At 70.5% G+C, this 12,819-nt stretch carries 11 protein-coding genes; 8 read left to right on the top strand and 3 right to left on the bottom strand.

The window, feature by feature from the left end; genetic code table 11:
• Positions 1 to 76 precede the first annotated feature (76 nt).
• From QIT00_RS07975 to QIT00_RS08010, 8 genes are all read left to right on the top strand, one after another.
• The gene (locus tag QIT00_RS07975; RefSeq protein WP_282534415.1) at positions 77 to 388 is read left to right on the top strand and encodes an anti-sigma factor antagonist; all 312 of its coding nucleotides are present in this window, start codon (positions 77 to 79) and stop codon (positions 386 to 388) included.
• A 14-nt stretch (positions 389 to 402) separates the two neighbouring features.
• Positions 403 to 915, top strand: coding sequence for an ATP-binding protein (locus tag QIT00_RS07980; RefSeq protein ID WP_282534416.1), 513 nt, complete (start codon positions 403 to 405; stop codon positions 913 to 915).
• A gap of 10 nt (positions 916 to 925) precedes the next feature.
• Entirely contained in the window at positions 926 to 2,167 is a 1,242-nt protein-coding gene (locus tag QIT00_RS07985) for a PP2C family protein-serine/threonine phosphatase (protein ID WP_282534417.1), read from the top strand.
• Positions 2,168 to 2,238: 71 nt separating this feature from the next.
• Positions 2,239 to 3,006, top strand: a complete 768-nt coding sequence (locus QIT00_RS07990) for a MinD/ParA family ATP-binding protein (RefSeq protein WP_282534418.1) — start codon at positions 2,239 to 2,241, stop codon at positions 3,004 to 3,006.
• A 101-nt stretch (positions 3,007 to 3,107) separates the two neighbouring features.
• The gene (locus tag QIT00_RS07995) at positions 3,108 to 5,141 is read left to right on the top strand and encodes an alpha-1,4-glucan--maltose-1-phosphate maltosyltransferase (protein WP_282534419.1); all 2,034 of its coding nucleotides are present in this window, start codon (positions 3,108 to 3,110) and stop codon (positions 5,139 to 5,141) included.
• On the top strand, positions 5,138 to 7,342 hold the full coding sequence (glgB, locus tag QIT00_RS08000) for a 1,4-alpha-glucan branching protein GlgB (protein ID WP_282534420.1): 2,205 nt from the start codon (positions 5,138 to 5,140) through the stop codon (positions 7,340 to 7,342). The genes QIT00_RS07995 and glgB overlap by 4 nt, the downstream gene beginning before the upstream one ends.
• Before the next feature lie 23 nt (positions 7,343 to 7,365).
• Positions 7,366 to 7,851: a cation:proton antiporter regulatory subunit gene (locus QIT00_RS08005; RefSeq protein ID WP_282534421.1), complete on the top strand. Its 486-nt coding sequence runs from the start codon at positions 7,366 to 7,368 to the stop codon at positions 7,849 to 7,851.
• 4 nt (positions 7,852 to 7,855) lie between these two features.
• Complete coding sequence (locus QIT00_RS08010) at positions 7,856 to 9,121, top strand: cation:proton antiporter (protein WP_282534422.1); 1,266 nt, start codon at positions 7,856 to 7,858, stop codon at positions 9,119 to 9,121.
• Between the two features lie 209 nt (positions 9,122 to 9,330).
• Here QIT00_RS08010 and QIT00_RS08015 read toward each other — a convergent pair whose 3' ends face one another.
• The 3 genes from QIT00_RS08015 to QIT00_RS08025 form a co-directional block, all read right to left on the bottom strand.
• A complete protein-coding gene (locus QIT00_RS08015) occupies positions 9,331 to 9,951 on the bottom strand; it encodes a GlcG/HbpS family heme-binding protein (RefSeq protein ID WP_282534423.1) in 621 nt (206 codons plus the stop codon).
• 13 nt (positions 9,952 to 9,964) lie between these two features.
• Entirely contained in the window at positions 9,965 to 11,356 is a 1,392-nt protein-coding gene (locus QIT00_RS08020; RefSeq protein WP_282534424.1) for an FAD-binding oxidoreductase, read from the bottom strand.
• A 148-nt stretch (positions 11,357 to 11,504) separates the two neighbouring features.
• Positions 11,505 to 12,596, bottom strand: a complete 1,092-nt coding sequence (locus QIT00_RS08025) for an IS630 family transposase (protein ID WP_282534425.1) — start codon at positions 12,594 to 12,596, stop codon at positions 11,505 to 11,507.
• Positions 12,597 to 12,819 lie beyond the last annotated feature (223 nt).

Raw genomic sequence — 12,819 nt, forward strand, 5'->3', positions numbered from 1 at the left:
CCGGCACCCCGCAGGCCGGCGCCGCTGCCGGCAGCACGACCGCAACCCACGTAACCACGCAGAAGGAGGGGCCACTGTGGCTTTCGACGTAAGGCTGAGGGTCAACGAGCGCGTCGCGACGATCGAGCTCAAGGGCGAGCTCGACGCAGGCACTGCCGCCCGCTTCCACGAGACGGTCGACGAGGCCGCCGCCACCGGCGCGATCGAGCTGGTGATCCGCGCCGAGCAGCTGTCCTACCTGGCCAGCGCCGGGCTGCGGGCTCTCGTCTTCGCCCGTCAGAAGATGGGCGACGACGTGCGGATCGCCGTCGTCGGTGCCACCGAGCCGGTCGCCCGCACCATCAAGCTGGCCGGCTTCGACCACAGCATCGACCTCGTCGACGCCTGAGGGGGCACGGAGCGATGGCGTTCGACATAGGTGCCGCGGCCGACCGTCCCGGCCGCTCGGGGCACACCGTCACGACGGCCGACTGCGTCCGGCTGGCGCCGCGGCGGTCACCCGCCGCGCTGCGTATCCCGGCGGAGCTCGCCGTGCTCGACCAGGTCGCCGACTTCGTGCTCCGGCTCGGCCACCGTGCCGGGCTGGAGTCGAACGCCCTCTACCGGCTGCGGCTGGCCGCCGACGAACTGGCGACCAACATCGTCATGCACGGTTACCGGGGGGCCACCGGCGAGATCGCGGTGGACGGCGGCATCGACCCGGACCAGGTGTGGGTGCGCTTCGAGGACGACGCCCCTGCCTTCGACCCGCGCGAGGGCATGCGTGCCCCCGCGCTCGACGTGCCACTCGCGGAGCGGGAGATCGGCGGACTCGGGGTGTACCTCGCGTTCACCTCTGTGGACTGCTTCGCGTACGAGTTGGTGGCCGGGCGCAATGTCAGCACGCTCGTGATGCGTCGCTCGGCGACGCGGTAGATGAGGCGAAATGGAACCGACCAAGGTGCTGGTGCTGGATGAGCGCCGCGACGCGCCTCCAGAGCTGCTGACCGCCCTGGACAAGCTGGGGACCGTTGTACACGTCCGGACTCCGGGTGACGTACTGGCGAAGGAAGTCGGCCAACTGCCCGACACAGACGTGCTGCTGGCGTACGCCGGGCTCTCCCCGCACACAGTCCGGGCCGTGGCCCGGCGGCTTGACGACGAGGACCAGCGCCCCACGGTGGTGGCCTTCGCGGAGCACGACCTGCATCTTCTGGGCAGCCATGTGCACGCGGGATCCGACTACCTCGTGCCGCCCTTCCACCCGGACCTGGTCCGGGCCAGGCTGCGCGACTGCCATGAGCGGGCCACCTTCAGCCGGACGATGGAGGACGTCGCCGCGCATGCCGAACTCCTCAGCTACGAAAGGGAGCTGGAGATCGGCCGGGAGATCCAGATGGGCTTCCTGCCGGACTCGCTGCCCAGCCCGGACGGCTGGGAGATCGACGTCCGGTTCCGCCCGGCCAGGACGGTCGCCGGGGACTTCTACGACGTCTTCGAACTGGTCAACCGGCGCCGGCTGGCCCTCGTCGTCGCCGATGTCTGCGACAAGGGTGTGGGCGCCGCGCTGTTCATGGCGTTGATCCGCAGCCTGCTGCGGCACACCGCCGAACAGAGCGGACTGCAGAGCCTGATCGCCGCCGATCTGCTCGGCGAGGAGACCGACTGGGAGGAACACAGCCGGGCCATTCCAGTGGTGGGCGCGACGCCGCTGCTCAACGCCGTGGTGGGCACCAACAACTACCTGACCCGCAACCACATCCGGCAGGGCTACTTCGCCACCATGTTCTTCGGCGTCCTCGACCCGGTCACCGGCAATCTGGTCTACATCAACGGCGGCCACAATCCGCCCGTCCTGGTACGCGCCGACGGCGGTGACCCGGTGCTCCTGGAGCCGACCGGGCCGGCCGTCGGAGTCATCCCGGACGTCGCCTTCTCCCTGGGCTACGCACAGATCAGCCCCGGGGACACGCTCTTCATCTACACCGACGGCGTGACCGAGGCGCGCTCGGTGCCCGGGCACTTCTTCGGCGAGGACCAGATGATCAAGCAACTCGGCGAGGGGGCGGCCCGCGGCGAAGAGCTGCTCGACCACATGGACGGCGCCCTCAGCGAGTTCGTCGGACCCGCCGAACAGTCCGACGACATCACGATGATGGCCGTCCACTGGCGGGACCCCGAGGCGTAGGCCCTGCGTAGGCCCCGTCCTCCGGATCAGCCCCGTCCCGACCTCGACTCGAGAACTACCGGGTGGAATTCATGTCGCAGATCATCACCGTGCACTCCTACCGAGGAGGTACGGGCAAGTCCAGCATGGCCGCGAACCTCGCGCTGCTCCTGGCCTCCGCGGGCCGCAGGGTTGCCTTGGTGGACACGGACATCCAGACGCCCGCCCTGGACGTCATGTTCGGCGACACGGTGACGACGGTGCCGCGCTCGCTCACCGACTACCTGATCGGGCGCTGCGAGATCGAGGACGCCGCCTATCCAGCCAAGGCCGACGCGGGCCACGACGGCCTCTTCCTGGTGCCGGCCAGGAGCCGGGCCGCGGGCATCAACGAGATCATGGGCCGCGGCTACGACGTGGGGCTGCTGCGGGAGGGCTTCGACCGGCTCATCGACTCACTGGCCCTCGACGTACTGCTCCTGGACACGCACGCCGGGTTCAACAACGAGACCGTCACCGCGATGGCCAGCTCGGACGCGCTGGTCATCGTGACCCGGGCCGACCGGCTCGACCTCGCCGGGGCCCGGGAGACCATGGCGCTGGCCAACCGGCTCGGCTGTCTGCGCCTCAGCGTGGTCGTGAACATGGTGCCGGACGGTGTGGTGCGCGAAAGGCTGCGCGGCGAGGTCGAGTCCGCCTACGACACCCGGCTCACCGCCGTCCTTCCCTACGCCCCCGAAATGGCCTCGCTGGCCGGGGAACGGCTCTTCGCCACCGCCTATCCGCAGCACCCGCTGGTGGCGGGCTACCGCCGGATCATCTCCGAGGTCAGTAACGGCACGAGCGGGATACGCCGTTGAGCCCGGGCCCGCACACGACCCCGTCACCGGGCCCGGCCCCGGACCCCGCCCTCAACCGTGAATCTTCCAGCAACCGCACCCCGGTGCGAGGAGGCAAGAACATGACAGGCACGCCCGCAGCCCGGCGGTTCACCCCGGCCGTCGGCCGTATCCCGATCGAGGAGATACGCCCCCAGGTCGACGCGGGCCGCCGCCCTGCCAGAGCCGTGCCGGGAGAGGTGTTCGAGGTCTCGGCGACGGTGTTCCGCGAAGGGCACGACTCCGTCGCCGCCGATGTCGTCCTGACCGACCCGGACGGTGTCGATGGTCGGCGGATCCCGATGCGGCTCGTCGCCCCCGGCACCGACCGCTACGCGGCGCAGGTCAGCGCGGCACGCGAGGGGGACTGGAGCTACCGGGTCGAGGCGTGGACCGACCCCGTGGCGACCTGGCGGCACACCGCCGAGATCAAGATCCCGGCCCGTATCGACGTGGAACTCGTCCTGGCCGAAGGCGCGTTGCTGTTGGAACGGGCCGCAGCGGGGATCGAGGACGAGCCGGCGCGCGCCGCGCTCGCCGAGACTCGCGACCGCCTCATGGACGACCGCACCACCCCGGAGGAGCGGCTCGCCGCCGCACTGGACCGGGACGTCACTGCGCTGCTCACCGCGCACCCGCCGCGCGACCTGGTCACCGCATCCGCCGAGCTGCCGCTGCGGGTGGACCGCAAGCGGGCGCTGTACGGCGCCTGGTACGAGTTCTTCCCGCGCTCCGAGGGCGCCGTGCCCGCGGTGCAGAACGCCGAGGGCGTACTCGAACCGCCGCGTTCCGGCACGCTGCGCACCGCCGCGGAACGTCTCGACGGCATCGCCGACATGGGCTTCGACGTGGTCTATCTGCCGCCCGTGCACCCCATCGGCACCACTCACCGCAAGGGTGCCAACAACGCTCTCACCGCGGGTCCCTACGACCCAGGCTCCCCCTGGGCGATCGGGTCGCCGGCTGGCGGGCACGACGCGATTCACCCCGACCTCGGCACCCTCGACGACTTCGACGAGTTCGTGGCCCGGGCCGGTGAACTGGGCTTGGAGGTCGCTCTCGACTTCGCGCTGCAGTGCTCGCCCGACCATCCCTGGGCCAAGGAGCACCCGGAGTGGTTCAAGCACCGCATCGACGGCTCCATCGCGTACGCCGAGAATCCGCCCAAGAAGTACCAGGACATCTACCCCATCGACTTCGACACCGACCCGGACGGGTTGCACGAGGAGTGTCTGCGCATCCTGCGGCACTGGATGGCGCACGGCGTACGGATCTTCCGGGTCGACAATCCGCACACCAAGCCGGTGGCGTTCTGGGAGCGGCTCATCGAGGCCGTGCACGCGAGCGATCCCGACGTGCTGTTCCTCGCCGAGGCGTTCACTCGCCCGGCGATGATGCGCAGCCTCGCACGGGTCGGCTTCCACCAGTCGTACACGTACTTCACCTGGCGCAACTCCAAGGAGGAGGTGGAGTCGTACCTCGCCGAACTGGCCGGACTCGACAGCAGCGAGAGCGCGGCCTATCTGCGGCCGAACCTCTTCGTGAACACCCCGGACATCCTCAACGCCTTCCTGCAGTACGGAGGCAGGGCGGCCTTCGAGATCCGCGCGGTGCTCGCCGCGACGGCCGCGCCCACCTGGGGCGTGTACGCGGGCTTCGAACTCTGCGAGAACGTTCCGGCCGGACCCGGCAGCGAGGAGTACCTCGACTCGGAGAAGTACCAGTACCGGCCCCGGGACTGGAAGGCCGAGGAAGCTGCGGGCCACTCGCTCGCCCCGCTGCTGCGCACCCTCAACCAGCTGCGCCGGGCCCACCCGGCCCTGCACCAGCTGCGCAATCTGCACTTCCACCGCACGGCCGACGACGCCGTCGTGGCCTTCTCGAAGCGGCTCGGCGAGGACTGGGTGCTCGTGGTGCTCAACCTCGACCCGCACAGCTGCCGCGAGACGACCGTCTCGCTGGACCTGCCGGCCCTCGGCCTGGAGCGCACCGACACCTTCCAGGTCCATGACGCGCTTACCGGGGACAGCTACGCCTGGGACCGGGATAACTACGTACGGCTCGACCCGCAGCACCGGGTGGCCCACATCTTCACGGACAGGAAGCTGCAGTCGTGAGCCTCGCACCGAACCGCCACATCGCCGCGGCAGCGCCGCACCTGCTCGCCCCCACCGACCTCAAGCGCCTCACCACCGGTGAGGTCAGCGATCCGCACGCCCTGCTCGGCCCGCACCTCAGGTCCGACGGCGTGACCGTGCGGGTGCTGCGCCCCCTCGCGGACGGGGTGTGCCTCACCACGGCGTCCGGCGAGCTGCTCGCCGAGCTGGCCCACGAGGGCGAGGGCGTCTTCTCCGGGGTGCTGCCGGGCCGGGAGGTGCCCGACTACCGGGTCGCCGCGCACTACGGCGAGCACGTCTTCACGTACGACGACCCCTACCGCTATCTGCCCACGCTCGGCGAACTCGATCTGCACCTCATCGTGGAGGGCCGGCACGAGCAGCTCAGGCAGGTGCTCGGGGCCCGCACCTGTGAGCAGGAGTCCGGGTGGGGCCGGGCGCACGGCAGCTCGTTCGCGGTGTGGGCGCCAAACGCGCGCGCTGTGCGGGTGGTCGGCGACTTCAACCACTGGGACGGCAGGGCGCATCCGCTGCGTTCGCTCGGTGAGAGCGGGGTCTGGGAGCTGTTCGTGCCCGGCGTCGGTGACGGCTGCCGCTACAAGTTCGAGCTGCTCACCCCGGCCGGCGACTGGGTGCAGAAGGCCGACCCGATGGCCGCCTCCGCCGAGCCGGCCCCGGGCACCGCCTCCCGGATCTTCACCTCCGACTACACCTGGGGCGACGGCGACTGGCTCGCCGCCCGCGGCGCGACCACCGCCGAGCAGGCGCCGATGAGCGTGTACGAGATGCACCTCGGCTCCTGGCGCCCCGGGCTCGGCTACCGCGAACTCGCCCGTGAACTGCCCGCCTACGTCAAGGCGCTGGGCTTCACGCACGTGGAATTCCTGCCGGTCGCCGAGCACCCCTTCGGCGGCTCCTGGGGCTACCAGGTCACCTCGTACTACGCGCCGATGGCGACCCTCGGCACTCCCGACGACTTCCGCTGCCTCGTCGACGCGCTGCACCAGGCGGGCATCGGCGTCATCGTCGACTGGGTGCCCGCGCACTTCCCGCGCGACGCCTGGGCCCTGGCCCGTTTCGACGGGACGCCGCTGTACGAGCACCCCGACCCGCGCCGCGGCGAGCACCCCGACTGGGGCACCCTCGTCTTCGACTTCGGCCGCACCGAGGTACGCAACTTCCTCGTCGCCAACGCGGTGTACTGGTGCGAGGAGTTCCACATCGACGGCCTGCGTGTGGACGCGGTCGCCTCGATGCTCTACCTCGACTACTCCCGGGCCGAAGGGGAGTGGCTGCCCAACCAGTATGGCGGCCGGGAGAACCTGGACGCGGTGGAACTGCTGCAGGAGATGAACGCCACCGTCTACCGCCGCTGCCCCGGTGTGGTCACCATCGCCGAGGAGTCCACCGCGTGGGACGGCGTCACGCGCCGCACCGACCTCGGCGGCCTCGGCTTCGGCCTCAAATGGAACATGGGCTGGATGCACGACTCGCTGTCCTACATGAACGAGGACTGCGTGCACCGGCAGTACCACCACCACGCGATGACCTTCCCCATGGTGTACGCGTACGCCGAGAACTACATGCTGCCCATCAGCCACGACGAAGTGGTGCACGGCAAGGGCTCTCTGCTCACCAAAATGCCCGGCGACCGCTGGCAGCAGTTCGCCAACCTGCGCGCCTATCTGGCCTTCATGTGGGCCTTCCCCGGCAAGCAACTCCTCTTCATGGGACAGGAGTTCGCGCAGGACGCCGAGTGGTCGCACGAGAGGGGACCGGACTGGGCGGCGCTGCGGCACGCCCCGCACACCGCGGTCCGCGATCTGGTGCGCGACCTGAATCGGACTTATCTCGAGGAGCCGGCCCTGTGGAGCCGGGATGCCGACCCCGCCGGGTTCCGTTGGATCGACGCGGACGCGGCGCAGGACAACGTGTTCTCCTTCGTCCGCCACGACGCCTCCGGGGCGCCCCTGGTCTGCATCTACAACTTCCAGCCCACCGCGCGTCACCACTACCGGGTGGGTCTGCCCGTCGCCGGCAACTGGACCGAGGTGCTCAACACCGACGCGGCGGCCTACGGCGGCAGCGGCGTGGGCAACTCCGGCCGCGTCACGTCCGAACACGTGCCCTGGCAGGGGCTGGAGGCGAGCGCGTCGCTGGTGCTGCCACCCCTCTCCGCTGTCTGGCTCCGCCCGCAATAACCGATCGGAAAGGGGAGCGCACCGTGCCCGCTCCGCGTCTGAGGACCACCCCGCTGCCCGGCATCGGGGTGCAGTACGAACTCACCACCCGACGGCAGGACACGCTGTCGGTCATCGCCCACCGCGACGGCCGGCGCACCCTCAATGTGCACCACGACGAGGACCCCGACTCCGCCGGTCTGTCGCTGCCGCTCACGGCCGGCGAGGCGCTGTCGCTCACCGATGCCCTGCTGCCCGGTCACAACAACCCGAACCTGCTGCACACCAGCGACTTCGGGCTGCTCGCCGAGCGAGTCGTGATCACCGGCCCCTCGTACTGGAACGGCCGCACGCTCGGCGAGACCCATATGCGCACCGAGACCGGTGCCTCCATCGTGGCCGTGATGCGCCGGTCCCACGCGATTCCGTCGCCGGGGCCGGACTTCCGGATGCGCGGCGGCGACACGGTGATCGTGATCGGCACCCGTGAAGGCGTCGACGGCGCGCACGCGATCCTCGAGCGGACGTGATCGCGTGCACTCCGCTGTCTTCCTCATCGAGTTCGGCACCGTCGTACTCGCCCTCGGCCTGCTCGGCCGCTTCGCCGTTCGCCTCAAGTTCTCCCCCATTCCCCTCTATCTCCTCGCCGGACTGGTCTTCGGGCACGGCGGCGTCGTCCCGCTCGGCGGCAGCGAGGAGTTCATCGAGGTGGGCGCCGAGATCGGCGTCGTCCTGCTGCTGCTGATGCTCGGCCTGGAGTACACCGCGGGCGATCTCGTGGGGCATCTGAAGACCCACGCACCGGCGGGCGCCGTCGACTTCGCGCTCAACGCGGTGCCGGGAGCGGCCGCCGCCCTGCTGCTCGGCTGGGGGCCGGTGGCGGCGGTGGTGCTGGCCGGGGTCACCTGGGTCTCGTCGTCCGGGGTGATCGCCAAGGTCCTCGGCGACCTGGGCCGGCTCGGCAATCGCGAGACCCCCGCCATCCTCAGCGTCCTGGTCCTGGAGGACCTGGCCATGGCGGTCTATCTGCCCATCCTCACCGCGCTCCTCGCGGGGGCCGGGCTGGTGGCCGGTGGCCTCACGCTGGCGATCGCGCTCGCCGCCGTGGGCACGGTGCTCCTGGTCGCGGTGCGCTACGGCCGGGTGATCTCCCGCTTCATCTCCAGCGACGACCCGGAGAAGCTGCTCCTCGTCGTACTCGGGCTCACCCTGCTGGTGGCTGGCTTCGCCCAACAGGTGCAGGTGTCCGCTGCGGTCGGGGCGTTCCTGGTGGGCATTGCGCTCTCCGGCGAGGTCGCGGAGAACACCCACCATCTGCTGATGCCGCTGCGCGATCTGTTCGCCGCGGTCTTCTTCGTCTTCTTCGGTCTGAGCACCGACCCGGCGACGATTCCGCCAGTGCTGCTCCCGGCACTCGTCCTGGCGGTGCTCACCACGCTGACGAAGATCGCCACGGGCTACTGGGCCGCCAAACGCGCGGGCATCGGTGTCCGCGGGCGCTGGCGCGCGGGCGGCGCGCTCGTGGCCAGGGGCGAATTCTCCATCGTCATCGCCGGGTTGGCGGTCACGGCGGGCGTCGAACCGGGCCTCGGCCCACTAGCCACTGCGTACGTCCTGCTCCTTGTCGTGATCGGCCCGCTGACGGCTCGCTTCACAGAGCCGGTGGCGCGCAGGGTGATGAACCGGCGGGAGGCAAGGGCGGCTTCGACGCCTGCTTCGGACACGTCGGTGCCAGTGGCTCGTACGGAGGCGGGCGCGCGGGAGCCGGAGAGTGACGACGTGCCTGTGGGCTCGGTCTGAGCTTCCGTCCGCAAGCGCCGGACGGGCAGTCAGCCCGTGCGGCGCTGTCTTCTTGGCTGGGGCTCTCACAGCGAGGGAGCAGGGCCGGCCGAGCAGCCGCGCCGTCGGCCGGTACGACGACGATCGCGGGACGCCCCACGCCGCCGGGCGAGCCGCCCGGCGGCGTGGGGGAGCAGAAGCAGAGAGCGAGGCCCGGCAACTGCCGGGCCTCAGGCGGCGCGGCCCGGGCGCCGGGTCTTCGCCTGGCTCGCCCTCTTCTTGGGGGCCGTCTTCTTGGCCGCGGCCGTGGTCCTGGCTGCCGCTGTGGTTTTGGTGGTACGGGCCGTGGCACTGGCGGTGCGAGGGGCGGATTCCTTCTTCGCCGGGCTCGCCGTCTTCTTGGCCGTACGCGCCTCGGCCTCGCCCTTCACCGCCGCCTCCGCCACCGCCGCGTCCTGTTCCGTCGTGCCGCCGGAGACGCCCACGGCGCCGATGACGGTGCCCTCGGCGTCGGTGATCGGCAGGCCGCCCGCGAACGTCACCAAGCCGCCGTTGGTGGACTCGATGCCGTAGACCGGCCCCCCGGGCTGCGACAGCTCGCCGACCGCGGCGGTCGGCAGGCAGAACAGCGCGGAGGTCTTGGCCTTCTTCAGCGCCCAGTCGATGCAGCCGAGCCAGGCCCCGTCCATGCGGGAGAAGTGCACCAGGTGCCCGGCGGCGTCGACGAGCGCGATGTTCATGCGTGCGTCGAGGGCCCGCGCGGCGGCCACGCCGGCCTCGGCCCTGGACACCGCCTGCTCCAGGGACAACGAAACCGCCGTGACGGTGGTGGTGGAAGTCGGGGAAGTCATCGTGGAACCGCCTTCAGGAAGGAGTGGGGAGCAGCGCGGGCACGGCGCTGAACACGTTGTCCGGGTCGTAGCGCCGCTTGACCTCGAGGAGTCGCTCGGCGCCGCCCGCGCCGAAGCTGGCGAGCGCCCGCTCCCGTTCGTCGGAGCCGAGCAGGTTGGGGTAGCCGCCGGACAGCGCAGACTCGGCGAGCTCGGCCGACACCTGCCGCGCCCACTGGCCGTGCGCCGCGTCCGCCTCCGTGTCGCCCGCCGGCGCCCAGGACGCGGCGATCTCGACAAGGAGGTGGTCCTTGCGCAGCGCGAACGCCGTGTCCGCCGAGGGCACCCGGGCGGCCGCTCCGTGGAAGTGGTGCAGATACAGACCTGAGTACGGCGAGGTCATCCGCGCCGCCGCGGCGATCAGCAACTCGGTGGTGGTGTCCGTGAGTTCCGGCAGCCAGCGCGTCCGCATCTCGTTGTGCCGGCCGTCCACGACGACCGCGTCGAACATGCCGAGCACGTCCTGGTACGCCATCGGGTTCACCTCGCCGAACACTGGTGTTCCCAGCTTCGCCAGGCGGGCCACCGCGTCGTTGCCGAGCGCCGGGTCGCCGCTCCACATCGGGAGGAGGAACAGCACAGGGGTGCCCTCGGGGCCGGTGAAGAACCCGGCCATCACGGTCAGCTCGTCGGGTGCCTCGGCGATCAGCTCCCGGTAGCCACGCAGCACGCTCGACGCCTGGTCGAGCGGGAAGAGCAGCAGGCCGGAGAGGACCGTGGCGCCGGGGTGGACGCGGTAACGCAGGTCGGTGACGACCCCGAAGTTGCCGCCTCCGCCACGCAGCGCCCAGTACAGGTCGGGGTTCTCGGTCGCGTCGGCGGTGACCTCCGTGCCGTCGGCGAGGACGACCCGGGCCGCGAGCAGGTTGTCGGCGGCGAGCCCGTGCAGCCCGCCGAGCAGGCCGTAGCCGCCGCCGAGGGTCAGGCCGGTCACTCCGACCGCCTTCACGGTGCCGACGACCGGCTTGAAGCCGTGCTCGTGGGCACCGGCGACCAGGTCACCGGCGCGTACGCCGCCCTGGGCCGTGGCGGTCGCATCGCTCGGGTTCACGGTGACGCCGCGCAGCTCGGACAGGTCGAGGACGACGCCGCCCTCGCGTAGCGCCCGGCCCGACCAGTCGTGGCCGCCGCCGCGCACCGAGAGCGGCAGACCGTGCTCCCGGGCGATACGGACGGTCATGGCCGCGTCCTCGGCGTCGGCGCAGCGGGTCAGGACGGCGGGGCGCCGGTCGACCGCCCCGTTCCAGATCCGCCGTGCTCCGTCGTACGCCGCGTCCGTCGTCGTGAGGACGGTGCCGCGGACGGCGGCGCGCAGTTCGCGCTCCGCCAACGTGTGACTACGGGGGGAAGCAGGGGAGTTCGTCATCGATCCTCATCGGTCGGTGGTTGCTGGGGAAACGACGGCGAGGGCGCCCGGGCTGCCCGGGCGCCCTCGCGGCGGTGTTACGGAGTTCTGGGCTCTTCGTCACCGGGTGCCCGTCCTCTCGGCGAAGACGTCGCGGTGACGACAGGACCTAGTGACCTGAGTCAGAGATTCGGTGGCAGTAGGCGGCGACTTTGTCGAGGATCTCGTCGGCGGTCTTCGTCCAGACGAAGGGCCTCGGGTGCTCGTTCCAGTCGGTGAGCCAGGCTCTGATGTCGCGTTCGAGGGCTTGGACGGAGCGGTGGACGCCGCGCTTGAGTTTCTTCTGGGTCAGCTCGGCGAACCACCGTTCCACCAGGTTCAGCCAGGACGCGCTGGTCGGTGTGAAGTGCAGGTGGAAGCGGGGGTGCGCCAGCAGCCACCGCTTGATGTCGGGTGTCTTGTGGGTCGCGTAGTTGTCCAGGATCAGGTGAACTTCGAGGTCGTCGGGCACTTCCCGGTCGAGCTTGGTCAGGAACTTCTTGAACTCCGCTGCCCGGTGGCGGCGGTGGAGGGAGCCGATGACCTTGCCGGTGGCGACCTCGAGGGCGGCAAACAAGGTGGTGGTGCCGGCACGGACGTAGTCGTGGCTGCGGCGTTCAGGAACGCCGGGCATCATCGGCAGGACCGGCTGGGACCGGTCCAGGGCCTGGATCTGCGACTTCTCATCCACGCAGAGGACCAGGGCCTTCTCCGGCGGGTCGAGGTAGAGGCCGACGACATCGCGGACCTTGTCGATGAACAGGGGATCGGTCGACAGCTTGAACGCCTGCGAGCGGTGCGGGGCCAGCGCGAACGCCCGCCAGATCCGCGAGACCGTCGACTGCGACATGCCCGTGGCCGCCGCCATTGACCTGGTCGACCAATGTGTCGCGTTCTTCGGTGTCTCCTCCAGCGTTTTGACGATCACCTTCTCGATATCGGCATCGGTGATCTTCCGCGGGACACCGGGCCGCGGTTCGTCACACAAGCCCTCCAGACCGCGGTCGAGGAACCGCCTGCGCCAGGTGCGGACCGTCTCAGGAGCGATCCCGAGACGGCGCGACACCTCCGCGATCGAATGGCCTTCCGCGCACGCCAGGACAATGCGTGACCTCAGGGCCAGCGCCTGAGCCGTCGAACGCCGACGCACCCAACCCTCAAGCACGGCCCGCTGGGCCTCAGTTACAGATAGCGGCGGGATCTTCGGTCCAGGTCGACTCACACCAAACCAACGACAAACCTCTGACTCAGGTCACTAGGCCCTCTCTTTCGGATCTTCCCGGAGTCGCGGGGTCTGGCAAGCCCATCTGCCGCGTTGTCGTCAGTTGCCGACGCTCCGCGTCGCCCGCCGCGCCAGCGGCTGATGTCACAGCATCCTCCGCCTTGCAGCTGCACGCACCTGACCCGGCTCGGGTCACCCGGAAGCCTCTGCCCTCCGGGTCCGG

It is taken from the genome of Streptomyces luteolus, from assembly GCF_029968015.1.
GTDB classification, from domain to species: Bacteria; Actinomycetota; Actinomycetes; order Streptomycetales; family Streptomycetaceae; genus Streptomyces; species Streptomyces luteolus.

What these genes read in the sequence shown, in the direction of transcription:
- QIT00_RS07980 (WP_282534416.1), top strand. Translation starts at nt 403, where the DNA reads ATGGCGTTCGACATAGGTGCCGCGGCCGACCGTCCCGGCCGCTCGGGG.
- QIT00_RS07985 (WP_282534417.1), top strand. Translation starts at nt 926, where the DNA reads ATGGAACCGACCAAGGTGCTGGTGCTGGATGAGCGCCGCGACGCGCCT.
- QIT00_RS07990 (WP_282534418.1), top strand. Translation starts at nt 2,239, where the DNA reads ATGTCGCAGATCATCACCGTGCACTCCTACCGAGGAGGTACGGGCAAG.
- QIT00_RS07995 (WP_282534419.1), top strand. Translation starts at nt 3,108, where the DNA reads ATGACAGGCACGCCCGCAGCCCGGCGGTTCACCCCGGCCGTCGGCCGT.
- QIT00_RS08015 (WP_282534423.1), bottom strand. Translation starts at nt 9,951, where the DNA reads ATGACTTCCCCGACTTCCACCACCACCGTCACGGCGGTTTCGTTGTCC.
- QIT00_RS08020 (WP_282534424.1), bottom strand. Translation starts at nt 11,356, where the DNA reads ATGACGAACTCCCCTGCTTCCCCCCGTAGTCACACGTTGGCGGAGCGC.